This is a genomic window from Pseudonocardia zijingensis (genome assembly GCF_042657305.1).
GTDB lineage: Bacteria > Actinomycetota > Actinomycetes > Mycobacteriales > Pseudonocardiaceae > Pseudonocardia > Pseudonocardia zijingensis.
Genome location: NZ_JBHSKO010000020.1, coordinates 1 through 22,641, shown reverse-complemented (window position 1 = coordinate 22,641; position 22,641 = coordinate 1). Strand labels below are relative to the sequence as shown.

The window sequence follows — 22,641 nt, the reverse complement described above, 5'->3', positions numbered from 1 at the left end:
GATCAGCCGATCGCCCGTCGGGCGGCGGCCACCACGTCGGCGACCGCGGGGAGCGCGGCCTCCTCGAGGTGGCGCGGGTAGGGGAGGGGCACCTCGGCCCCGCAGACGCGTTCGATCGGGGCGTCGAGGTCGTACAGCCCCTTCTCGGCGACCCGGGCGGCGACCTCGGCGGAGATGCTCCCGCTCCGCCAGGCGTTGTCCACGACGACGAGCCGGTGGGTCCGCCGCACCGAGTCGAGCACCGTCGCCTCGTCGAGGGGACGCAGCACCCGCAGGTCCACGACCTCGGCGGCCACCCGGTCGGCGGCGAGCTCCTCTGCGGCGGCCAGCGCGGTCGGGAGCGAGCCGCCGTAGCCGACGAGCGTGACGTCGGTCCCGGGACGCCGGACCGCTGCGTGCGTGATGTCGACCGGGCCGCCGTCGTCGGGGAGCTCGCCGGACGTGCCGTAGAGCCCGATCTGCTCGAAGATCAACACCGGGTCGGGGTCCGCGAGTGCGGGCGCGAGCATCCCGCGGGCGTCGGCCGGCGTGGCCGGCGCGAGCACGCGCAACCCCGGGATGTGCGCGTACCACCCCTCGAGGGTGTGCGAGTGCTGGGCGGCGAGCTGGCGGCCGGGGCCGGTCGGGATCCGCACGACGAGCGGTACGGCGAGCTGGCCGCCCGACATGTGCAGCAGGGTGGCGGCGTTGTTGAGGATCTGGTCGAGCGCGAGCAGGCTGAAGTTCACCGTCATGATCTCGACGATCGGCCGCATCCCGCCCAGGGCGGCGCCGATCCCGGCGCCGACGAACGCCGACTCCGACAACGGGGTGTCCCGGATCCGTTCGGGCCCGAACTCCTCGAGCAGGCCCTGGCTCACCGCGAAGCAGCCGCCGTAGCGGCCGACGTCCTCGCCCATCAGGAACACGCGCTCGTCGCCGGAGAGCGACTCGCGTAGCCCGGCGCGGAAGGCCTCCCGGAAGGTCGTCGTGGTGGTCATGAGTGCGCTCCGGTGGGCGTCATGGGGATCGCCTGCGCGGCGGGCTCGGCCGGGTCCAGCAGGGTGACCGTCCCGTCACCGCCGTCGACCCGCACGCGTTGCCCGGTGCGCAGCCGGCTCGTCGCGCCCGCGACCGCGGCCACCGCGGGGAGCCCGTACTCGCGAGCGACCACGGCCCCGTGCGAGACGACACCGCCGACCTCCATCACGAGGGCACCCGCGAGGAGGAAGAGCGGCGTCCAGCCGGGGTCCGTGCTGGCGGCGACCAGTACCTCACCGGGCTGCAGCTCGGCCCCGACCGGCGAGTCCAGCACGCGCACGACACCCTCGTGGACCCCGGGGGAGACCGCGGTCCCCACCAGGACGCCGGGTCGCTGTGCCGTGTGGGTGGCGGCCGGCCCGTAGACGGTCTCGCCGTCGCTGACGAGCAGGCGGGGGACGGCCCGCCGGCCGACCTCGCGCTCGAACTCGTGCCGGTTCGCCCCGGCGAGTGCCCGCAGGTCGCGCTGCTCGCCGGCCAGGACGGCCCGCAGGTCGACCGGGTCGACGAAGAAGACGTCGTCGGCGTCGTCGAGCCGGCCGTCGGCGACCAGGGCGGCGCCGACCCGCCGCAGGGTGCGGCGGCCGAGCGCGATCGCGCGCACCATGTCGAACTTGGGCCGCTCCCGCAGCCCGCCCAGCTCCCGGTATCGGTGCAGCAGGGCCCGCAGGACGATGGCGTGTGGTCGTCCCCGGGTCCGTCGTACCGCCGCGACCAGCTCGTCGGCCGTGACCCGGGCCGCCGCCGCTCCCGCCTCGAACCGCGCGAGGGCGTCGCCGCCGGCCCCGGCGCGCCGGTAACCCCGGATCAGCTCGACCGCGTACGCCGGGTCCTCGGCGAGCCGTGGCAGGCCGAGGTCGATCTCCCGGTCCGGCGCCCGGTGGCCGTAGGCCCGCAGGAACTCCTGCACGTCGGGGCCGGTGGCCGACGGTTCGGTGCCGGCGACGGCGTGGGCCCGTGCCAGCCGTGCGAGTTCCGCTCCCATCGCCAGGGTCGGATCGTGCGGCAGCCAGCGGCGCACCGGTTCCGGTCCGGCCGACGAGCCCAGCCAGCGGCGGACCAACCACTCCGCACCGGCCCTCGCCAGTATCTCGGCGTACACGGCGGGCAGCTGGTCGGTGATCAGGTCGAGGGTGGCGGCCGGCAGAGCCCGATCGACGAACTCCGCCTGCGTGAGCGGTGTGGACCGCCGCGCGGCCTCCCGTTCGAGGCGGGCCAGTCCTGCGTCGGTCCTGGACAGCACCCTGCGTCGGTGGTGCCGCGGGGCGGCGATCGCCGTCACGAGGCCGGCCAGCAGCGACAGCGCCTCCGGCGCCCACCGGGTCAAACGGCGCACTGCCGTGTGGCCGACCGGACGGGCGAGGCGGTCGGCATTGCGCTCCAGCCACTCCCGAAGGGCCGTGCTGGTGGTCGGGTCCTTCATGCGCATGCCCGAGATCACCCGGTCCGCGAGCCGTGGGCGTTGCAGCAACGGTGTGATGTCGACGAACAGGCGCCCCAGCACGGTCGGCAGCCACGGCGGCGCGGCCTGGTGCTCGTTGCGCCGTGAGCCGGTGAGCCAGTACCCGACCCAGCCGCCCGCCAGCGTCCGGAGGAACGCGTTGCCCGCCGGGGTCATCGGTTCGGCGAAGCCCTGGGCGGCGAGCGTCACCGGCAGGTACACGCGCAAGCCGGCCCCCTCCGCCGCGGGTGGCAGGGGGAACAGCGAGGTGATCGGCCGGGACTGCAGCAGCCAGCAGCGCCCGTCGGCTACGGCCCACTCGACGTCCTGCGGGGAGCCGAACGCCTCGGCGGCCCGCACTCCCAGGCCGACCACGCGGTCGAGCAGGTCGGTGGGGAGCCCCGCCGACTCGCGGTCCGGGCGCGTCAGGACGGACCGGGTCCGGGCGTCGACGACCCAGCGGTCGGGCGTGACCCGTCCGCTCACCACCGCCTCACCGAGCCCGGCGGCCGCCTCGACGACGACGTGGTCCCGCCGGCCCGTCACCGGGTCCGCGGTGAACAGGACGCCGGCGACCTCGGCGGGCACCATGCGTTGCACGACGACGGCCACCGCGACCTGCTCGTGCCCGATGCCGTGGCGGCGGCGGTAGGCGATGGCCCGTGTCGTCCAGAGCGACGACCAGCACCGCCGGACGGCGGCACCGAGCTCGGCGGCCCCGGCGACGTCCAGCACCGTCTCCTGCTGACCGGCGAAGCTGGCCTGCGGCAGGTCCTCGGCGGTGGCCGAGGAACGCGCCGCGACCGGCCCAGCCCCGAGCGCGTGGTACGCCGCCTCGACCGCCTCGCGAAGCCACTCCGGGAGCGCGGCCGACTCGAACGCCTGCCGCAGGCGCTGCGAGGCCGCCTCGACGGATGCGGGGTCGTCGTCCAGCCGGGACATCTCCTGCCCGATCGGGACGTCCAGACCGTGTTCCCGGACGAACCGGCGGTAGGCGGATGTGCCCACGACGAAGCCCGCGGGCACCGGGAGGCCGGCCCGGGTGAGCCGGGCGAGGTTCGCACCCTTGCCCCCCGTGCGAGCGGGGTCGACCGCTTCCGGGTCGGTGAGCCCGGTGACGACGGGGAGCTCGCTCATGACCGCTCCGAGGTGACGAAGCGGACGAGGTCCTCCACCGGCTCCATCGGCCCGGCCTCGGCCGCGGCGACGGCCCTGTCGATCTCCTCGGCCACCTCCGCCTCGATCGCGTCGCGGCCCGCGTCGTCGAGCTCGCGGTCGGCGCCCAGCGCGGCGGCCAGCAGCTCGATCGGGTCCCGCTCGCGCCATGCGGCGATCTCGGCGGGATCGCGGTAGCGGTCGGCGTCGTACATCGAGTGCGCGCGGAAGCGGTAGGTGCGCAGCTCGAGGAAGCAGGGGCCCCCGCCGTCGCGGGCGGTGTCGACGGCGCGGCGGGCCGCGTCGCGAGTGGCGAGCACGTCCATCCCGTCGCAGGTCCACGACCGGATCCCGTAGGACGCGGCGCGCAGTGCGAGGTCGGTGTGCGCGTGCGAGCGCGCCAGCGCGGTGCCCATCGCGTACTGGTTGTTCTCGCAGCAGAAGACGACCGGCAGCCGCCACAGCGCGGCGAGGTTGACCGACTCGTGGAACTCGCCCTCCGCCATGGCGCCGTCGCCGAACAGGCATGCGGTGACCTGCCGGCGGCCCTGCATCGCGTCCGCGAGTGCCAGGCCGACGGCGAGCGGGATCCCGCCGCCGACGATCGCGTTGCCGCCGTAGAAGCGCCGGGCGGCGTCGAACAGGTGCATCGAGCCGCCGCGGCCCCGGCTCGTACCGGTGACGCGGCCGAACATCTCGGCCAGCACGGCCTCCATCGGCAGCCCGCGGGCAAGTGCGTGCCCGTGCTCGCGATAGGTCGAGACCACGGCGTCGGCGTCGCCGAGCGCGCGCAGCACGCCGACGGCGACGGCCTCCTCGCCGATGCACAGGTGCATGAACCCCCGGATGGCGGCGGCGCTGTACAGCTCGACGCAGCGCTCCTCGAACCGCCGGATGCGCAGCATCTCGGTGAACAGCTCGAACCGGTCCTTCGTCTCGTTCACGTGTTCACCTCCAATGTCGAGAGATCACCTTCCGGGAGGCCGAGCTCCCGCGCCTTGAGCAGGCGCCGCATGACCTTGCCGCTGCGGGTGTGGGGGAGTGCGTCGTCGAAGGCGATCTCCTTCGGGGCGACGGCGCCGAGCGCCTGGCGCCCGAAACCGAGCAGCTCGGTGCGCAGCTCCTCGGTGGGCTCGAACCCGGCTCTCAGCGTGACGAACGCCTTCACCAGCTCACCGGCGACCGCGTCGGGCTTGCCGATCACGCCGGCCTCGGCGACGGCCGGGTGCGTCATGAGGGCGCTTTCCACCTCGAAGGGCCCGACGAGGTGCCCGGCGGACTTGATCACGTCGTCGGCGCGGCCGACGAACCAGTAGCGCCCGTCGGCGTCGCGGCGGGCGATGTCGCCGGACAGGTACCAGCCGTCGGCGAAGGCGCGCGCGTAGCGCTCGGGGGCGTCGAGGTAGGTGCGGAACATCGAGGGCCAGCCCGCGCGCAGCGCCAGCTCGCCCTGAGCCTGGCCGTCGAGGACGCGGACGTGGCCGTCGGGATCGACGAGCGCCCGGCCGTCCGAGCCCTGCTGCAGGAGCGCGGCCTCGATGCCGGACAGCGGGCGGCCCATCGCGCCGGGGCACACGTCCGAGCCGGCCGGGTTGGCGATCATGATCGCGCCGGTCTCGGTCTGCCACCAGGTGTCGTGCACCGGTCGGCCCAGCACGGCGGCACCCCAGCGGACGGCCTCGGCGTTGAGCGGCTCGCCGACGCTCGCGATCACGCGCAGTGCTTTCAGGTCGTGCCGCGCGGCCTCCTCGGCTCCCCGGCGCATGAGCATCCGGATCGCCGTCGGCGCGGTGTACCAGACGGTGACCCGCTCCCGCTCCAGGAGCGTGTACCAGCGGCGGGCGTCGAACTCGCCCTCGTCGCTCAGCAGCGTCGCGCCGATGACAAGGGGCGCGACGATGCCGTACGAGGTCCCGGTCACCCAGCCGGGGTCCGCCGTGCACCAGAACCGGTCGTCCGCGCGCAGGTCGAGCGCCTCGCGCGCGGTCGCCGCATGCGCGACGACCGCTTCGTGCACGTGCAGCGCACCCTTCGGCGTGCCGGTCGTGCCGCTGGTGAAGTGCAGCAGCGCGGGCTGCTGCGGATCGGTCGGGCCGATCACGTGGTCGGGCGAGGCCTGCGCCAGCAGCGCGGCCATGTCGTGCGTGCCGGGCTCGAGTACGTCGGGCCGGGCAGGACCGGTGAGCAGCACGTGCCGCAGCGCGGGGAGCCGGCCCCGGATCGGCGCGATGGTGCGCCGGTACAGCGCGGGGCTCGTCACGAGAACGACCGCGTCGCCCAGGTGCATCCGCTGCGCCACCGGCTCCGGGCCGAACGCCGCGAACAGGGGCGAGACCACGCAGCGCGCCTTGAGCGAGCCGAGCACCGCCACGTAGAGCTCCGGGGTCCGCCCGAGCAGGGTGAACACGCGCTCGCCCGGCCGGACTCCGAGCGCGTCGAGCGCGTTAGCGAACCTGGCCGTCCGGTCGGCGAGTTCGGCGTAGCTGATCTCCGAGACCGACATCCGGCGGTCCAGCCACCGCAGCGCCGTCACCCGCGCCCGGGGGCCGGCGGCGTGCCGGTCCACGGCCTCGTACGCGATGTTCAACCCCGCCCCGTCCGGGAGTCCGGACAGCGTCCGCCGCGCGTGCGCCCACACCGACGCGGGTTCGGTCGCGGTGCTCATCCCCACCATCGGCACCCCTCCAGTCGCCACCACGAGCGTCGGCCAGAACGCGTCGGCGACCCCAGGGGCGTGCGGGCCTGGTCGCCCGGGCCTCTCGGCCCATCTCCGGGGCGGCGATCGGGCGATGGTCCCGGCGACGGGAGGCCGGACGGCCATGGTGCGCGCCTCCCGTCCGGCCGACGATCCGTCGCCTAACACAGGAGGTGGCGGACGTGGACGACGATCACGACTCCCGGCCCGAGACCGGCGACGAGCTGCGTACGAGGGCGGTGCAGCGGCTGCGCGCGCGGCGCGACTTCCCCGGGCACGTCGCGATCTACCTGGCGGTGAACCTGTTCCTGATCGGGATCTGGTGGTTCACCGGGGCGGGCTTCTTCTGGCCGGTGTTCCCGATCTTCGCGTGGGGAATCGGCGTGGCCGGCCACGCCTGGGACGTGTACGGCCGTGGGGAGCCGACCGAGGAGCAGATCCGTCGCGAGATGGACCGGTTGAGGAAGTAGCTGGTGGTCGGGATGACATCCGGAGTCGTCAGTCCGGTGCGCGTGACCGCGCGCCTGGACGCCCCGCTCAGCCGGTGGCTGTGGCTGGTGAAGTGGCTGTTGGTGCTGCCGCACGTGGTGGTGCTGGCTTTCCTGTGGGTGGCGTTCGCGGTGCTCAGCGTGGTCGCGTTCTTCGCGATCCTGATCAGCGGCCGGTACCCGGTTGCGATCTTCGAGTTCAACGTGGGTGTGCTGCGCTGGTCGTGGCGGGTCGGCTACTACGCCTACGGCGCGCTCGGCACGGACCGGTACCCGCCGTTCACCCTGCGGGACGTGCCCGACTATCCGGCGACCCTGGAGATCGCCTGTCCGGAGCACCTGTCCCGGGGCCTGGTGCTGGTCAAGTGGTGGTTGCTGGCGTTGCCGCACTACCTGGTGATCGCGTTCTTCATGGGCGGAGGCACCTACGTCGCGTACCGGTCGGGGACGTGGGCGCCCCAGAACGGCTCCGACGGCGTGTGGTCGTTCGCCGGCGGGTTGATCGGGCTGCTCGCCTTCTTCGCGGCGATCGCGCTGCTGTTCACCGGGCGCTACCCGCGTGGTGTGTTCGACCTGCTGCTCGGGATGCACCGCTGGGTGCTGCGGGTCGCGGCCTACGCGGCGTTGATGACCGACGCGTACCCGCCGTTCCGGCTCGACATGGGCGGTGCGGAGCCGGGTTCGCTCGCCGTGACCGACGCCGCGGAGCGGTCTGCCGCGCCGGAGTCCCCGCAGGTCTCCTCGGCTCCGCTGGGGCCGCCGCGGCGCTCCTCGTGGACGGCCGGCCGCGTCGTGATGGTGGTGATCGGGTCGTTGCTGCTCGTGGGCGGCACGGGTGCCGCGGCGGGCGGGACCGCCCTGCTGGTGGCCGACCAGGCCGGCCGCGACGCCGACGGCTTCCTCGGCACCCCGACCAGGACGTTCACCTCCAGCGGGTACGCGCTCGTGTTCGACCCGGTGGAGCTGCGTGCGGACGCGGGGACCCCCGACCTGGGCGGGGTGCTCGGTGACGTCCGGGTCCGCGCGACGGGGCAGGACGCCGACGGGGTGTTCGTCGGGATCGGTCCGGCCGCGGACGTGGAGGGCTACCTCGGCACCGTCGAGCGGGAGCAGCTGACCGACATGACCGACCGCGGCCGCGCCGTGCAGCAGCGCATCGCGGGCGGCGCACCGGCGACGCTGCCGGCCGACCAGCCGTTCTGGGCGGCCTCGGCGGCCGGTCCGGGCGAGCAGCAGCTCGTGTGGCGGGCCACCGACGGGCGTTGGAGCGTGGTGGTGATGAACGCCGACGCCACGCGGCCGGTGGTCGCGGACCTCTCGGCGGCCGTGACCGCTCCGGCGCTGCGCTGGGTGTGGATCGGGTTGTTCATCGGTGCGGGCGTGGCGCTGCTGATCGGAGCGCTCCTCGTGGCCCTCGCCGTGCCGCGGCGGGTGGCGCGATGACCGTACGGGTCTCCGACGTCATGACGAGGAACGTCGTGGCGGTGCAGGAGAGCACACCGATCGAGGTGGCGAGGAGGACGCTGCTCTCGCGGGGGTTCTTCGCCCTCCCCGTCCGGGACCACCGGGGCCGGCTGGTCGGCATCGTCACGGAGGCGGACCTGCTGCCGCCCGAACCGGGGGACGGGCGGACCGTGGGCGACGTCATGACGACGGACGTGATCAGCGTGCCCCGGCACCTCGCCGCCAGCGTGGCGAGCCACCGGATGGTGACCTACGGGTTTCGGGCCCTCCCCGTCGTCGAGGGCTACGACACCGACCTGCTGGTCGGCATCGTGACGCGCCGGGACCTGCTCGGCGAACCGGAGTGGGCGCGCCGGAGGGGACCGACCTACCGCGTGTGGAAGTGGCTGCGCCGCCCGGCGCCCGTGTCGCCGCTGCGCGGTCCCTCCCGCAGGACGACCGCGCAGGACGTCATGACGTGGGTCGTCGCCGCGCACGAGGACTGGTCGGTGGAGCGGGCCGCGAAGGAGCTGACGGGTCACGGGTTCACAGCCCTGCCGGTCGTCGACGACGACGATCGGGTGATCGGCATCGTCACGGAATGGCACCTGCTGCCCGATCCGCTCACCGGCCGGCGGGCGCACACGGTCGGCGGGGTCATGAAGCGGGATGTGATCACCGCACGGCCCGATGAGCCCGTGTCCGACGTGGTCCGCTCGATGGCGGTGCACGAGCTGCGCGCCGTCCCGGTGGTGGACGGAACCGGCCGGCTGGCCGGCATCGTGACCCGCCGCGACCTCCTGTGTTAGCGGCCGGGCCGAGGGCCCCGCACTACTTCGTCCTGGCGCCGGACGCGCCGGAGGAGGGCTCATCCCATGAGCGAGGTCGGTGACCGGGCACCGACGCGACCGGTCGACATGCTGATCGATCGTTTCCTGCCCCGGTTCGACGTGATGTTGATCGAGCACACGGTGGCCGACGCCGATGTCGCCACCACGTGGAAGGCACTGCGGGAGCTGGACCTGATGCAGGTCCACACGCCGCTGATGGACGCGGCGGTGTTCGTCCGCGGCCTGCCGGCGCGGGTTGCGGCGCGGTTCGGCCGTGCGGGGCCGCCCGAGCTGCCGCGGCACCTGCTCCTCACCGGCGATGGGCCGGAGGTCGAGGGGTGGCTGTCGCTCGGCGAGAGCGCCGAGCGGGAGATCGCGCAGGGTGCGGTCGGGCGGTTCTGGCAGCCCGACATCGAGTGGTACGACGTCTCAGGGATGACCCCGCAGCAGTTCGCCGCGTTCGACGAGCCCGGGTGGGGACGGATCGCCGCCAGCTTCTCGGTGCGGCCCTACGGCACCACCCGCACCCTGATCTCCTACGAGGCCCGCACAGCGACCGGCGATGCGGCGGCGGCCCGCCGGTTCAGGCTCTACTGGGTGCTCGTCCGGCCGTTCGTCCGGCACATCATGCGAGCCGCGCTCACGTCCCTCCGGCGCAGCGCCGAGTCTCGCGCGAGCTGAGCGGCAACGGTGGCCGACACCTGGATCCCCCCTTGTTGGCTCACGCGGCGACCATCGTCGTCCGCGAGTCACCGTTCCCGTAGGGCTGAACGGCCCGATCGTGCGGTGCCCGTTCGTCCGGGGTGGCGGGTGAATAATCCGCCATGGCCGCGGCTCCCGACGACGAGGAGCTCGGCTCCTTCCGCGGCTTGGATGAGCGCTTCGGCCGCGCTGCCGACCACCGCCGAGATCGTCACCGGTGGCGTCTGGGGGAGCGTGCCCTCGAGCTGCTCGGCCACCTCCCGTACGGTCTCGGCCGTCCGCTCGCGCATCTCCTTTCGGACGTCGTCGAGGGCGATCGCGGGCGGGCCGGCGAGCGGAAGCCAGAACTCAGGGGGCGCCAGCGCGGTGATCACCTCAACGGACGCGTCGCGCCAGGCTGCCTTGCGCAGGGCGTGGTCGAGGGCGGCACGGCTGCCCGGCGAGTCGTCGACGCCGACGACGATGCGGGGCCTTTGCTGATCCATGGCCGAGCCTTCCTCTCGATGCGGACGCAGTCCGTGCGACTCTCTCGCTCTACCGCTTCGCGGAGGGGGAGTCCGAGCCTCACACCCGCGGCGCTCCCGGTGCGGTCTCCGCGGATCGCGCGGAGGCTGGTGGTCGTGGCGATGCGGTCGACCGCGTCATCCCGATCGCCTGGGGCGGTGCGGCGAACTGGTCCGGCTCCAGCACGGTGACCGTCCCGTCGCCGCCGTCGACCCGCACCCGTTGGCCCGTACGCAGCCGGCTCGTCGCGTCCGCGACCGCAGCCACGGCGGGAAGGCCGTACTCGCGCGCCACGACGGCGCCGTGCGAGACCACACCCCCGACCTCCATCACGAGGGCGCCCGCGAGCAGGAACAGCGGGGTCCAGCCCGGGTCCGTGGTGGCGGCGACCAGTATCTCGCCGGGCCGCAGCTGCGCTCCGACGGGCGAGTCCAGCACCCGGACCACACCCTCGTGGACGCCGGGCGAGACCGGCGTGCCTGTCAGGACGCCGGGCCGTTCGGCCACCGGCGCGGTGGCCGGTCCGTAGACGGTTTCACCGTCACTGACGAGCAGTCGCGGAACGGCCCGGCGGCTGAGCTCGTGCTCGTACTCGTGCCGGTTGGCGATCACCGATGCTCGCAGGTCGCGCTCGTCGCCGGCCAGCGTGGCTCTCAGGTCGGCGGGGTCGACGAAGAAGACGTCGTCGGGGTCGTCGAGCCGGCCGTCGGAGACCAGGGCGGTGCCGACTCGCCGCAGCGTGCGGCGACCGAGCGCGATCGCGCGCACCATGTCGAACTTGGGCCACTCGCGCAGCCCACCCAGTTCCCGGGAGCAGCGCAGCAGGATCCGCAGGACGAGGGCGTGCGGTCGACCCTTGGCCCGTCGCACCGAGGCGACCAGCTCGTCGGCCGCCACCCGGGCCGCCGCCTCACCGGCTTCGAAGCGCGATTGGGCGTCGCCGGAGCGCACGTAGCCCCGGATAAGCTCGACGATGTACGCCGGATCCTCGGTGAGCCGCGGCAGGCCGAGGTCGATCTCCCGGTCGGGTGCCCGGTGACCGTAGACCTCGAGGAACTCGCGCACGTCGGCGTCATTCGCTGACGGTTCGGTGCCGGTGGCGGCGTGGATGTGGGCCAGCCGTGCCAGTTCCGCGCCCATGGCCAGGGTCGGGTTGTGCGGCAGCCACCGGCGCACCGGTTCCAGTCCGGGCGACGAGCCCAGCCAGCGGCGAACCAACCACTCCGCACCGGTCCTGGACAGCATCTCGGCGTACACGGCGGGGAGTTGCACTGTGATGAGGTCGAGCGTGGCGGCGGGCAGGACCCGATCGACGAAGTCCACCTGCGCGAGCGGTGTGGACCGTCGCGCGGCCTCCTGGTCGCGGCCGACCAGTTCGGCCTCGGCCCGGCCCAGCACGCGGCGACGGTGGCGGCTCGGGGCGGCGATCGCCGAGGCGAAGCCGCCCAGCGCGGACAGTGCCTCCGGCGCCCGACGGACCAGCCGGCGCGCCGTCGTCCCGCGGATCGGACGGGGGAGGCGGTCGGCGTTGCGCTCCAGCCACTCCTGCAGGACGGCGCTGGTGGTCGGGTCCTTCATCGCCATGCTGGACATCACCTGGTGCGCCAGCCACCTGCGCTGCAGGATCGGTGTGAAGTCGACGAACAGCCGCCCCAGCACCGTCGGCAGCCACGGCGGCGCGATCTCGGGGTCGACGTGCCGTGAGCCGGTGGTCCAGTAGCCGACCCAGAGGCTCGCCATCGCCCGGAAGAACGCGTTGCCCGCGGGGGTCATCGGCTCGGTGAAGCCCTGGGCGACGAGGGTGACCGGCAGGTACACGCGCAACCCGTCGTCGTCCCGCGCGGGTGGCAGCGGGAACAGCGAGGTGATCGGCCGGGACTGCAGCAGCCGGCATCGGCCGTCGGCCAGGGCCCACTCGACGTCCTGCGGCGAGCCGAACTCCGCGGCGGCCCGCAACCCCAGCTCCACCACGTCGGCGAGCTGATCCTCGGTCAGCCCGCTGGAGTTGCGCTCCGGTCGCGTCACCACGGTTCCGCTGGACGCGTCGACGACCCAGCGGTCGGGGGTGACCTTCCCGCTCACCACCGCGTCACCGAGCCCCGCTGCCGCCTCCACCACGACGTGGTCACGCCGCCCGGACACCGGATCCGCGGTGAACAGGACACCGGCCACCTCGGCGGGCACCATGCGCTGCACGACGACGGCCACCGCGACCTGCTCGTGCTCGATGCCGTTGCGACGGCGGTAGGCGATGGCCCGTGTCGTCCAGAGCGACGACCAGCAGCGCCGGACGGCGGCGCAGAGCTCGTCGGTGCCCACGACGTCCAGCACCGTCTCCTGCTGACCGGCGAAGCTGGCCTCCGGCAGGTCCTCGGCGGTGGCCGAGGAGCGTACGGCCACCGGCCCCTCGCCGAGCGCGCGGTACGCGGCCTCGACCGACTCGCGTAGCCAGCCGGGGATCCCGGCCGACTCGAACTCCTGACGCAGCCGCTGCGAGGCGGCCTCCGCGGTGGCCGGGTCGTCGCTCAGCCGCGCGATCTCCCGCCCGATCGGGACGTCCAGCCGGTTCTCCTGGACGAATCGCCGGTAGGCCGACGTGCCCACCACGAAGCCGGCAGGCACGGGGAGCCCGGCCCGCACGAGTGCGGCGAGATTCGCGCCCTTCCCGCCGCTGTGGCCGGGGTCGGACGCGTCGGGGTCGGACAGCGCGCGGACGAGGTGAGGATCTGCGGTGTTCATGGCCGCTCCGAGGTGATGAGGTCGACGAGGTCAGTGGACGATGCGGTTGCGCCCGAGTGTCACCACAGCCGCCATGAGCGCCAGCCAACCGGCCGACACAGGCGCTCCGGCCGCTCCCCGGGTGCCACTCGGGGAGCCGGGTGTGAGCCCGGGTGGGAGGAACCCTTGGCCGCCGCCGTAGTACTGGTGCAGGACGGCGGTCACGTGCGCCGTGCCGTGGGCGATCACAGAGCCCACCGGGTTCCCGGTGAGCATCGCCGGGAGGTTGAACAGGACCGCGCCGATCTGGGGTTGCAGCAGCTTGTCGCCGCGGAATTCGGAGTATCCGATGTGATAGGTGGTCACGACCAGCAGCGAGCAGACGAACGTCAGCCCGGCGAAGGCGACCTTGCGTGCGAAGCCCCTCCTGTCGCCCCGGAGCAGCAGCAGCGCGACGAGCGCCGGGAAGACGAAGAGGACGAGCGCATCGACGACCCCGTAGACGACACCGCGCCATACCACCTCGAACGCGAGGTACGCGCCCGACGGGCGGACGGTTCCCGGCTGGGTCAGGATCTGCCGGGCCACCGCTGCGCCGACGAGAACGCCGACGCCGACGCTCCATCCCAGGTTCTGGGCGAGCACCCGCCGCCAGGCGATGCCGCTGCGGGCGACGAACGCGGCGAGGTAGGCGAGCAGGATCGTGAAGTACAGCAGGTAGTACAGATCGTGGTGCAGGCCGAGCAGATCGGTGCCGACGAAGGACACCACGAACGACAGAACGGCACAGCCGGCGAGCCAGCCCAGCGCCCGCGCCGGCGGCATCGAACTGACGTCGATGACGCGATCCGACGATTCTCGGTTGTCCATCGTCACGGCAACACCTCTCGGATCGGCAGGACCACGATGGGCGACGTCGAGGTCGGTCACCAGGGCCGCTCGGCCTGACCTCACCGGGCGAACGGGCAGGCGGAGCCTGCGACGGGGCCCGGCCGCGAGAGCCCCGACGGCCGTGGTCCAACGTGGCGGATCCGACCGAACATCTCCCTGCACCCGGGGAGATGGCGAAGTTGCATGATCACGTCGGGTCTCCGATGTCCTGACGCGGAACGTCATGGCCGTACAGGAACGCACGCCCGTCGACGTGGCGAGGAGGACCCTGCCGGCGTACCGCTTGTGGAGGCGGTTGCGTCGCTCGACGCCGGTCGTGCCTCTGACCGGCGGTCCTCGGCCTGGCACCTTCGTGCGCGACGTCATGACGGCGCCGGTCCTCACCGCGCGTGAGGACTGGCCGGTCGATCTGGCGGTCGAGGATCTGACCAGTCACGGCTTCACCGCGCTGCCGGTCGTGGTCGGCGGCGGTCGGCTGGTCGGCATCGTGTCGGAGCGGCACCTGCTGCCCGACCCGCTCAGCGATCGGCGTGCGCGCACCGTCGGGGGCCTCATAGAACGGGATGTGGTCACGGTGCAGCGCCACGAGTTCGTGGCGGACGCGCTCCGGTTGATGGATGAGCACGACCTGCGGGCGGTCCCGGTCGTCGACGGGTTCCACCGGCTCGCCGGCATCGTGACCCGGCGCGACATCCTGCGGCCTCTCGGAAGGTCGTGACCACGCCGCGGCGCGCGTCGGGTGCGTGGCAATGGCTGCGGCGCGGTCTCGATGCGGTGATCAAGGGCCCGCAGGAGGCCGTTGGTCCTGGTCGGAGGGTCCTGCCGGCTCTGTTTCGATCCGGTGCCCGCACCGATGCTCGAACAGTGGCGACGGTCCCTTCCTCGGATGCCTGGCGGCGGCGCCGGGAACGCGTGTTCCTCGCGGTCACGCTCGGTGCGTTCGCCGCCGGCGGCATCGCCTGGCTGCTCGGCTGGCAGCCGGTCGCCGAAGCCTGCTGGGTGGCGGGCACGCTGGCCGCGGTGGTGCCCTCGCTGGCGTGGGTCGTCGCCGCACTCCGGCGTGGTCGCGCGGGCGTGGACCTGCTCGCCGTCATCGCGCTGCTCGGCACGCTGGCGGTGCACGAGTTCCTCGCCGGGGCGCTGATCGCAGTCATGGTCGCCACTGGGCAGGCCCTCGATTCGGCCGCCGAGCGACGGGCCTCACGCGACCTGCGTGCCTTGCTGGAGCACGCGCCACGCTCGGCGCGCAGGCGAACCGGTGAGACCGCCGAGGTGGTGCCCCTCGCCGAGGTGGTCGTCGACGACTTGCTCGTGGTGGGGCCCGGCGAGGTCGTACCGGTCGACGGCCGGGTCGAGCGGGCCGATGCGGTGCTGGATGAGTCCGTCCTCACCGGCGAGCCGCTGCTCGTCGAGCGCAACGTCGGCGAGCCTGTGCGCAGTGGGGTCGTCAACGCCGGATCAGCCTTCGAGTTGCGCGCGACCGCGATCGCCGAGGACAGCACCTATGCCGGGATCGTCCGGCTCGCCCAGGCCGCGGGTGCGGAAAGCGCGCCCGTGGTGCGCCTCGCCGACCGGTACGCGGCCTGGTTCCTCCCGCTCGCCCTCGCCGTGGCCGGTCTGGCGTGGCTCGCCAGCGGGTCCGTGGTGCGGGCGGTGGCCGTCCTCGTGGTGGCGACGCCGTGCCCGCTGCTCCTCGCGGCACCGGTGGCGATCGTGTCCGGCCTTTCGCGCGCCTCCCGGATCGGGGTCGTGGTGCGCAGCGGCGGGGCGCTGGAGAACCTCGGCCGCGCCCGTACGCTCCTCATGGACAAGACCGGAACGCTCACCATCGGCAGGCCCAGCGTGGTGGAGGTCGCTGTGGCACCGGGACGCGATCCCGCCGAGGTGCTGCGCCTCGCCGCCGCCGCTGAGCAGTTGTCGCCGCACGTGCTGGCGGAGGCGATCGTCACCGAGGCTCGGCGACGACGCATCGACCTGCCGATGCCCGAAGAAGTGGGTGAGCAGCCCGGGCGGGGCGTCATGGCGACGGTCGACGGTCGGCTCGTCGAGGTGGGGAAGCGCGCCGTACCCGCCGAGTCGGGATGGGTCCGGTCCGTCATCGACCGCGCTCGGTTGGATGGCGGCGCTGTCGCCTGGACCGCGATCGACGGCGAGCTCGCAGGCGCCGTGGTGCTGCGCGACCCGCTACGCCGGGATGCGTCGCGGACCATCCGCAGGCTGCGGTCGGCAGGGCTCGACCGCGTCGTCATGCTCACCGGGGACCGGGCGGAACCGGCCCGCGAGGTCGGCACCGTGCTCGGCCTCGATGAAGTGCGAGCGAACCAGACCCCGGCCGACAAGGTCGGGGCGGTGCGCGCCGAACGGGATCGCGCCACGACCGTGATGGTCGGCGACGGGATCAACGACGCTCCGGCGCTCGCCGCAGCCGATGTCGGCGTCGCGATGGGCGCCCGCGGTGCGACTGCCTCCTCGGAGGCGGCGGACGTCGTCCTCACGACCGACCGGCTCGACCGGGTCGCCGACGCCATGGAGATCGCGCGGCGTGCGCGCCGGATCGCGGTGCAGAGTGCGTCCGTCGGGACCGCCCTGTCGCTCGTCGCGATGGCGATCGCCGCAGGCGGGTGGCTTCCGCCGGCGGTGGGTGCCCTGCTGCAGGAGGGGATCGACGTCGCCGTGATCCTCAACGCGCTGCGCGCCCTCGGCAGGGGTCGAGGAACCGCACCGACCTTGACCGGCGAGGCCGACGTCCTCGCCCACCGGTTCGCCGGGGAACACGACCGCCTCACCGACGTCTTCGGCCTCCTGCGCCGGGCGGCGAGCCTGCTGGTGACCAGGCCGGGTCCGGAAGCACTCGATGCGCTCCACCGCGCCCACGCCTTCCTGACCGAGCAGCTGCTCCCGCACGAGCGCGCCGAGGAGAGCGAGCTCTACCCGGCGTTGGCCGATTCGCTGGGCGGGCCCGAGACCACTGCCACGATGAGCCGGATGCACGCCGAGATCGAGCGCCTCGCCGACCGGCTCGCCACCCATCTCGAGGTGGCCGATTCGACGGGCCGGCTCGAACCAAGCCAGGTCGAGGACGTCCTCGCCACGTTGTACGGGCTCAACGCCGTGCTGCAACTGCACTTCGTGCAGGAGGAGGAGAACTACTTCGCCCTCGCCTCGGACGTGCCTCAGGAAGGACGAACCCGGTGAGCGATCCGGCCGACCTGTCGCGGCCGCCCGGCGGTGGGGGGCCGACGGCCGACACGTGGACACTCGAGTTCGACATCCTCGACCCGGCCGGTGAAGGGCGCCGCGAGGCGCTCTGCACGCTCGGGAACGGCCGGTTCGCCACCCGCGGCGCGGCGCCCGAGTCGCGCGCGGACGACGTGCACCGACCCGGGACGTACGCGGCGGGCGTCTACAACCGGTTGCGCGACGAGATCGCCGGCCGGGTCGTCGAGAACGAGAGCATGGTGAACCTGCCGAACTGGCTCGACCTGCGCTTCGGGGTCGGTGACGGCTGGACGGACCTCTCCGCGGTGCGGGTGCTCGAACACCGGTGGGCGCTCGACCTGCGACGCGGCGTCCTGAACCGCAAGCTCCGGTTCGTCGACGCCGCGGGCCGCACCACGGCCGTGCGGCAGCGGCGGCTCGTGTGCATGGCGCAGCCGCAGCTCGCGGGCCTGCACACGGTGGTGACCGCCGAGGACTGGAGCGGCACTTTGCGGGTGGCGTCCGGGATCGACGGCGCGGTGACCAACAGCGGCGTCGCCCGGTACGCCGGGCTGGCGGGCGACCACCTGGACGTGGTCACCACCGCCGAACCGGCGCCGCGCACGCTCCTGCTGATGGCGCGGACGAACCAGTCCGAGGTGCGGATCGCGGAGGCGGCCCGGACCCGGGTGCGCGCCACCGGCGCACCGGACCCGGAGCCACGCCTGGTGCGGGACGGGGAGCGGATCTCCCACGAGTTCGAGGTCGCGGTGCGGGCAGGGGAGGCCGTGAGCGTCGAGAAGGTGGTCGCGCTGCAGACCTCCCGGGATCCGGCGATCTCCGAACCCGCGCTCGCCGCCACCGAGCAGGTGGCCGCGGTACCGGGGTTCGACGACCTGCTCACGCGGCACGAGCTCGCGTGGCACCAGCTGTGGCGGCGGTTCCGTGTCCAGCTGGACGACCTCTCCGGCGCCGCCCGCCGCACCACCGACGAGCTGCTGCGCACCGTGCGGTTGAGCGTGTTCCACGTGCTCCAGACGGTGTCGCCGCACAACGTCGACCTCGACGCCGGCATCCCGGCCCGGGGCCTGCACGGGGAGGCCTACCGCGGGCACGTGTTCTGGGACGAGCTGTTCGTCCTCCCGCTGCTGACCCTGCGGCTGCCCGGCTTGGCCCGCGCGCTGCTGCGCTACCGCACGCGACGGCTCGACGCCGCCCGGCGGGCCGCCCGGGAGGCCGGGTACCCCGGGGCGATGTACCCGTGGCAGTCGGGCAGCGACGGCCGTGAGGAGACGCAGCGGGTGCACCTCAACCCGCGGTCGGGACGCTGGCTGCCCGACACCAGCCACCTGCAGCGTCACGTCGGCCTCGCGGTGGCCTACGACATCTGGCAGTACCACCAAGCGACCGGGGACGTCGAGTTCCTCGCCGACCACGGTGCCGAGACCCTGCTCGAGATCGCCCGGTTCTTCGCGGGCGTCACCACCTACGACCCGTCCCGGGACCGGTTCCGCATCCGAGGCGTCATGGGGCCCGACGAGTACAGCACCCGCTACCCGGGCGCGGCCGAGCCGGGGATCGACGACAACGCCTACACCAACGTCATGACCGTCTGGCTGCTGCTGCGCGCCCAGGAGGTGCTGGACGTGCTCCCGCCCACCCGGCGGGCCGAGCTGGTCGAGCGGCTCGGGCTGCGCCCGGAGGAGCTGCTGCACTGGCGCGACATCAGCCGGCGGATGTACGTGCCGATCGCACCGGACGGGATCATCAGCCAGTTCGAGGGCTACCGGGACCTCCCCGAGCTCGACTGGGACGGCTACCGCCGCCGCTACGGCGACATCCAGCGCCTCGACCGCATCCTCGAGGCCGAGGGCCGCTCGGTCGACGACTACCAGGCGTCCAAGCAGGCCGACGTCCTGATGCTGTTCTACCTGCTGTCCGCCGACGAGCTGCGCGAGCTGCTCGGCCGCCTCGGCTACGCGCTCCCGCCGGAGGCGATCCCGCGCACGATCGAGTACTACCTCGCGCGCACGGCGCACGGCTCCACGCTGAGTGCCCTCGTGCACGCGTGGGTCCTGGCCCGCGCGAACCGCGCCCAGGCGCTCGAGCACTTCGAACGTGCCGTCGTCAGCGACGTCGCCGACATCCAGGGCGGCACCACCGCCGAGGGCGTCCACCTCGGCGCGATGGCCGGCTCAGTGGACCTCCTGCAGCGCTGCTTCGCCGGCCTGGAGACCCGCCGGGACGCGCTCTGGTTCAACCCGCACTGGCCGATCGCCCTGGGACGCCTGGAGTTCACCGTCGAGTACCGCGGCCGGCCGATCACGGTCGGCGTCATCGGCCGCGAGGTCACGGTGTCCGCCGGGTCCGGTGCCGGCGCCCCGGTGCGCGTGGGCTGCGGCGAGCAGGTGTGCGAGCTGCGCCCCGGGGAGACGGCCCGGTTCATGGCTGTCGGGGTGCCCCTGGCGGGTCCGCCGGTCGAGACCGAGCCTGCCGCGCGCTGACCTACCGCGCCGGCGCGGCCGTCGGGTCCTCGGTGCGCTGTCCCGGCCCCTGCCGCTCCTTGCACACCGTGGCGAGGAGCAGCAGCAGGGCGGTCTGCGCGAGGACGCCGGGCGAGAGGGTCGGGGCAGAGCCGACGGTCTTGGTGAGGGCGTACCAGCCCCGCTGCAGCAGCGGCAGCGACTCCCACACGTCGCCGTACCGCTGGTCGAACCGGCCGGCACCGGCGTTGACCAGGACGTGCTCCACCACCCCGTAGAGCGAGGCACCGAGCACGACGACCGCGAGCACGCGGGCAGCGGTCACGCCCCGGCCTTCGGGCAGCAGCAGGAGCCCGATGGCGACCGCGAGGAGGACGAGGGCGAGGAAGGGCACGAGTTGCTCGACGTGACCCCAGTGCCGCTCGGCGGCGAGTTCGAAAGTGGTGGCGAGGATGCCGATCCCGGTCAGCGCGATGAGGCCGCACCGGACGAGCACGACTGGGGCAATCTGCATCGCTTCTCCTGTTCCAGGACGTTGCGCGTTACGGAAGCGCAGGCATGCTGTGATCACGCTGAGGACGCTCACCCGCGAACGAGCCACGACCCACGTGGCGGTGGCCGGCTCCTCCAGATCACCCCGAGGGGCGCAGCTCGTCGCGATCCGGCAGGCATCCGATCCACTCCAGGACGAGTGGCGCGAGCTCGCGGGGGACCTGGAGTTGCGGGAGGTGACCCACCCCGGGCAGCTCGACGTAGCGCCAGGCCGGGTGGACGCGTGCGGTGGTGCGAGCCGCGACGACCGGCACCAGTCGGTCTTCGGCGCCGTGCACGAGCAGCACGGGCACGGTGACGGACGTCATCGCTGTTCGGTAGCGGCGGGCGCGGACCAGGGTCCAGGCGAGCGAGCGGGACGCGGACAGGAAGGCCCGGTCGATGCCGGCGACGTCGCTCTGGTGCTCGACGAGCGCGACGTAACGTCCGAGCAGCGCTGCGGGGAGGGTCGCTGCGTCGACCCCGCACAGGTGCAACGTCTCGCGCACGGTCGCGCGGGCGCCGATGCGCCGGCGCCGGCCGCGGCGCAGTCGCTCCCCGACACCCGGCAGCGCGTGCAGCAGGAGCGCCGCGGCGGCGCGCGGGGAACGCAGGATCCGGGAGGGGGCCGGGAGAGCGGGATCGAGCAGCACGAGCCCGCGCACGAGGTGCGGCTCACGGGACGTGAGCAGGACGCAGATGAGGCCGCCCATCGAATTGCCGACGAGCACCACTGGCGCTCCGGCCACCTCCCGGACGAACCGGGTGAGGACTGCCACGTTCCTCCGCACCGTGGCCGGCCGCTGCCCCGGAGGACTCATCCCGAATCCGGGCAGGTCGAGCGCGACGACGCGGGCGTGCGAGGTCAGCTCCGGAGCCAGCATGTCCCAGTTGAGGTGCGATCCGCCGAGACCGTGGACGAGCACCACGGTCGGGCCGGCCGGGTTGCCGCCGAAGTCCACGTAGTGGACGTGTCCGCCCAGGTCGGCGGTCCGGCTCTCGCCCGCACCGGTTCCGGTCATCGTGTGGTTGCCTGCTCGGGCAGCGACGGCCCACCTCCGCGGCGCGGCACCGTCCCGGATGCGCTGACGAGGGATGTGAGGTGACCGCCGATCCAGAAGCACAGCGTGATCGAGAGGGCGGCCACGAGCGGCGCCTTGATCTCGGCCGGCGCGTCGAGCAGCCGTCCGGCGCTGGCGACGGCCATGAGCACGGGTCCCTGGATCACGAAGGCCCCGAAGGCGCCGCGTGCCCAACGAGTGGCGTGCGCCCCACCGGCGCTGAGCGCGCGTTCGGCGAGGCCCACCAGCCACACGGACCCTGCGACGACCAGGACGGCCTCGATCCCCGCGAAGGCGAGGGCTTCCCAGCGCCAGTCCCCGAGGTACGGTGCGGCGTCCCGGCTCACGTCGCGGATGCCGGCGGTCAGGGCGAGCACCGGTAGGAGGGCGAGCGTGCTCAGCGTGACCCTGCGGCACGTGCGGCGCAGCGCGTCGGGGACGTGTCCGAGCCAACCGGAACGCGCCGCAGCAACACCCAGTGCGAACATGCCCGCGCACTGGGGCCACTGCCACAGGTGCAGGTCGCCGACCTGGCCGCTGCGGGCCGGGAACCAGAGGCGGACGGCGAACGAGGTCACGGCGATCAGGACGACGGCGGCGGTGAGCCCAGCGACGTCCAGCGGGCGCGTGCGGGGCCGCCGGTCCGGCACGAGCGCGCGTGAGAGCGCGAAGACCAGCGAGAACAGCATCAGAACGAGGGCGAACCACAGCGAACCGGAGTCGAGCAGCGGATCCCGGTGGGTGAGTACGTACCAGAACGTGACGTCCCGACCGGCCGCGAGGGCTGCGAGCCAGACCGAGGCCGGCCACACGAGCAGCGCCGACACCAGCCAGGGCAGACCGAGCCGCACGACGCGGTCGGACGCGTAGCGCCGCCACCCGTGCCGGTCGACCGACTGCTCGGTGAGCAGGCCGGCCACGAAGAAGAACACGCCGATGACGAACAGTCCCGACGGCCCGAGGATCGCGGCGAGCACGAGCTCGGTCACCGGGGCGAAGGTGACCTCGTTGATCTCGTCGTAGGCCCACCCGCCGATCGCGGAGTACCCGAGCAGGGCATGGCCGCCGATGACCCAGCCGACGAGCACCGTCCTGAGGTTGTCCAGATGCGGAAGCCGGACGCTGCGCCGCTCCTCGATGTCCGCCACGCGGCTGAGCATCCTGTCGGGCTCCGCGGGTGCACAGAGGACAAGGTCCCATCTACCCGGCGGTCGGAGCGGGGCAGCCGGTGGTCCCGGCCGTGCCGGGTCGCACGCCTCTGCTCCCGGCGCCGGGTCGGTGCCACCGTTGCCGCATGTGTCAGGACGGCCTGCGGCTCCCGAGCGGGTCCGGAGCGGTGGAGGTGCCGCGGTGGAGGCGACGATCTCGTTCGGCCGGATCGACGGCATCCCGGTCGGCGCGCACTGGTCGGCGCTCGTCGTCGTGGTGCTGCTGGGCGAGCTGCTCGCGCTGAACGTCCTGCCCGGCATGGCGCCGGGCCA

17 protein-coding genes are annotated in these 22,641 nt (G+C 73.5%); 7 read left to right on the top strand and 10 right to left on the bottom strand.

Going from position 1 to position 22,641, the window contains the following annotated elements:
• Window positions 1-2 precede the first annotated feature (2 nt).
• The 4 genes from ACFPL3_RS29855 to acsA are packed head-to-tail and all read right to left on the bottom strand — an operon-like array spanning window position 3 to window position 6,281.
• Window positions 3-980, bottom strand: coding sequence for an alpha-ketoacid dehydrogenase subunit beta (locus ACFPL3_RS29855; RefSeq protein ID WP_379589773.1), 978 nt, complete (start codon window positions 978-980; stop codon window positions 3-5).
• Entirely contained in the window at window positions 977-3,598 is a 2,622-nt protein-coding gene (locus tag ACFPL3_RS29850; protein WP_343938617.1) for a PEP/pyruvate-binding domain-containing protein, read from the bottom strand. Before ACFPL3_RS29850 ends, ACFPL3_RS29855 begins: the two co-directional genes overlap by 4 nt.
• The gene (pdhA, locus tag ACFPL3_RS29845; protein ID WP_379589791.1) at window positions 3,595-4,521 is read right to left on the bottom strand and encodes a pyruvate dehydrogenase (acetyl-transferring) E1 component subunit alpha; all 927 of its coding nucleotides are present in this window, start codon (window positions 4,519-4,521) and stop codon (window positions 3,595-3,597) included. Before pdhA ends, ACFPL3_RS29850 begins: the two co-directional genes overlap by 4 nt.
• Window positions 4,522-4,556: 35 nt before the next feature.
• Complete coding sequence (gene acsA, locus ACFPL3_RS29840; RefSeq protein WP_343938620.1) at window positions 4,557-6,281, bottom strand: acetate--CoA ligase; 1,725 nt, start codon at window positions 6,279-6,281, stop codon at window positions 4,557-4,559.
• A gap of 212 nt (window positions 6,282-6,493) precedes the next feature.
• Between acsA and ACFPL3_RS29835 the strand changes: the two genes are divergently transcribed.
• The 4 genes from ACFPL3_RS29835 to ACFPL3_RS29820 all read left to right on the top strand — a co-directional run bounded on the left by ACFPL3_RS29835 (window position 6,494) and on the right by ACFPL3_RS29820 (window position 9,753).
• Window positions 6,494-6,781: a 2TM domain-containing protein gene (locus ACFPL3_RS29835; RefSeq protein ID WP_343938622.1), complete on the top strand. Its 288-nt coding sequence runs from the start codon at window positions 6,494-6,496 to the stop codon at window positions 6,779-6,781.
• A 42-nt stretch (window positions 6,782-6,823) separates the two neighbouring features.
• Window positions 6,824-8,242, top strand: coding sequence for a DUF4389 domain-containing protein (locus ACFPL3_RS29830; RefSeq protein ID WP_343938624.1), 1,419 nt, complete (start codon window positions 6,824-6,826; stop codon window positions 8,240-8,242).
• Window positions 8,239-9,051 (top strand): CBS domain-containing protein, encoded by an 813-nt coding sequence (locus ACFPL3_RS29825; RefSeq protein ID WP_343938626.1) that lies wholly within the window; start codon window positions 8,239-8,241, stop codon window positions 9,049-9,051. Before ACFPL3_RS29830 ends, ACFPL3_RS29825 begins: the two co-directional genes overlap by 4 nt.
• A 66-nt stretch (window positions 9,052-9,117) precedes the next feature.
• On the top strand, window positions 9,118-9,753 hold the full coding sequence (locus ACFPL3_RS29820; protein ID WP_343938628.1) for a hypothetical protein: 636 nt from the start codon (window positions 9,118-9,120) through the stop codon (window positions 9,751-9,753).
• 68 nt (window positions 9,754-9,821) lie between these two features.
• Here ACFPL3_RS29820 and ACFPL3_RS29815 read toward each other — a convergent pair whose 3' ends face one another.
• The 3 genes from ACFPL3_RS29815 to ACFPL3_RS29805 all read right to left on the bottom strand — a co-directional run bounded on the left by ACFPL3_RS29815 (window position 9,822) and on the right by ACFPL3_RS29805 (window position 13,872).
• Window positions 9,822-10,259, bottom strand: a complete 438-nt coding sequence (locus ACFPL3_RS29815; RefSeq protein WP_343938630.1) for a universal stress protein — start codon at window positions 10,257-10,259, stop codon at window positions 9,822-9,824.
• A gap of 79 nt (window positions 10,260-10,338) precedes the next feature.
• Entirely contained in the window at window positions 10,339-13,017 is a 2,679-nt protein-coding gene (locus ACFPL3_RS29810) for a PEP/pyruvate-binding domain-containing protein (protein WP_343938632.1), read from the bottom strand.
• A 30-nt stretch (window positions 13,018-13,047) separates the two neighbouring features.
• Window positions 13,048-13,872 carry a hypothetical protein gene (locus ACFPL3_RS29805; RefSeq protein WP_343938634.1) on the bottom strand — a complete coding sequence of 275 codons (825 nt, stop codon included), beginning with the start codon at window positions 13,870-13,872 and terminating at the stop codon, window positions 13,048-13,050.
• 379 nt (window positions 13,873-14,251) lie between these two features.
• Between ACFPL3_RS29805 and ACFPL3_RS29800 the strand changes: the two genes are divergently transcribed.
• From ACFPL3_RS29800 to ACFPL3_RS29790, 3 genes are all read left to right on the top strand, one after another.
• The gene (locus ACFPL3_RS29800; protein WP_343938636.1) at window positions 14,252-14,605 is read left to right on the top strand and encodes a CBS domain-containing protein; all 354 of its coding nucleotides are present in this window, start codon (window positions 14,252-14,254) and stop codon (window positions 14,603-14,605) included.
• A 146-nt stretch (window positions 14,606-14,751) separates the two neighbouring features.
• Window positions 14,752-17,082 carry a heavy metal translocating P-type ATPase gene (locus ACFPL3_RS29795; RefSeq protein WP_343938638.1) on the top strand — a complete coding sequence of 777 codons (2,331 nt, stop codon included), beginning with the start codon at window positions 14,752-14,754 and terminating at the stop codon, window positions 17,080-17,082.
• Window positions 17,079-19,589, top strand: a complete 2,511-nt coding sequence (locus tag ACFPL3_RS29790) for a glycoside hydrolase family 65 protein (protein ID WP_343938640.1) — start codon at window positions 17,079-17,081, stop codon at window positions 19,587-19,589. The genes ACFPL3_RS29795 and ACFPL3_RS29790 overlap by 4 nt, the downstream gene beginning before the upstream one ends.
• Before the next feature lies 1 nt (window position 19,590).
• Here the strand turns inward: ACFPL3_RS29790 and ACFPL3_RS29785 are convergent, their stop codons facing one another.
• The 3 genes from ACFPL3_RS29785 to ACFPL3_RS29775 form a co-directional block, all read right to left on the bottom strand.
• Window positions 19,591-20,082 (bottom strand): hypothetical protein, encoded by a 492-nt coding sequence (locus tag ACFPL3_RS29785; RefSeq protein WP_343938642.1) that lies wholly within the window; start codon window positions 20,080-20,082, stop codon window positions 19,591-19,593.
• A 118-nt stretch (window positions 20,083-20,200) separates the two neighbouring features.
• On the bottom strand, window positions 20,201-21,121 hold the full coding sequence (locus ACFPL3_RS29780; RefSeq protein ID WP_343938644.1) for an alpha/beta fold hydrolase: 921 nt from the start codon (window positions 21,119-21,121) through the stop codon (window positions 20,201-20,203).
• Complete coding sequence (locus ACFPL3_RS29775; protein WP_343938646.1) at window positions 21,118-22,308, bottom strand: acyltransferase family protein; 1,191 nt, start codon at window positions 22,306-22,308, stop codon at window positions 21,118-21,120. The genes ACFPL3_RS29780 and ACFPL3_RS29775 overlap by 4 nt, the downstream gene beginning before the upstream one ends.
• Between the last annotated feature and the right edge of the window lie 333 nt (window positions 22,309-22,641).

What these genes read in the sequence shown, in the direction of transcription:
- ACFPL3_RS29855 (WP_379589773.1), bottom strand. Translation starts at nt 980, where the DNA reads ATGACCACCACGACGACCTTCCGGGAGGCCTTCCGCGCCGGGCTACGC.
- ACFPL3_RS29850 (WP_343938617.1), bottom strand. Translation starts at nt 3,598, where the DNA reads ATGAGCGAGCTCCCCGTCGTCACCGGGCTCACCGACCCGGAAGCGGTC.
- pdhA (WP_379589791.1), bottom strand. Translation starts at nt 4,521, where the DNA reads ATGCTGCGCATCCGGCGGTTCGAGGAGCGCTGCGTCGAGCTGTACAGC.
- acsA (WP_343938620.1), bottom strand. Translation starts at nt 6,281, where the DNA reads ATGAGCACCGCGACCGAACCCGCGTCGGTGTGGGCGCACGCGCGGCGG.
- ACFPL3_RS29825 (WP_343938626.1), top strand. Translation starts at nt 8,239, where the DNA reads ATGACCGTACGGGTCTCCGACGTCATGACGAGGAACGTCGTGGCGGTG.
- ACFPL3_RS29820 (WP_343938628.1), top strand. Translation starts at nt 9,118, where the DNA reads ATGAGCGAGGTCGGTGACCGGGCACCGACGCGACCGGTCGACATGCTG.
- ACFPL3_RS29815 (WP_343938630.1), bottom strand. Translation starts at nt 10,259, where the DNA reads ATGGATCAGCAAAGGCCCCGCATCGTCGTCGGCGTCGACGACTCGCCG.
- ACFPL3_RS29810 (WP_343938632.1), bottom strand. Translation starts at nt 13,017, where the DNA reads ATGAACACCGCAGATCCTCACCTCGTCCGCGCGCTGTCCGACCCCGAC.
- ACFPL3_RS29800 (WP_343938636.1), top strand. Translation starts at nt 14,252, where the DNA reads ATGACGGCGCCGGTCCTCACCGCGCGTGAGGACTGGCCGGTCGATCTG.
- ACFPL3_RS29785 (WP_343938642.1), bottom strand. Translation starts at nt 20,082, where the DNA reads ATGCAGATTGCCCCAGTCGTGCTCGTCCGGTGCGGCCTCATCGCGCTG.
- ACFPL3_RS29780 (WP_343938644.1), bottom strand. Translation starts at nt 21,121, where the DNA reads ATGACCGGAACCGGTGCGGGCGAGAGCCGGACCGCCGACCTGGGCGGA.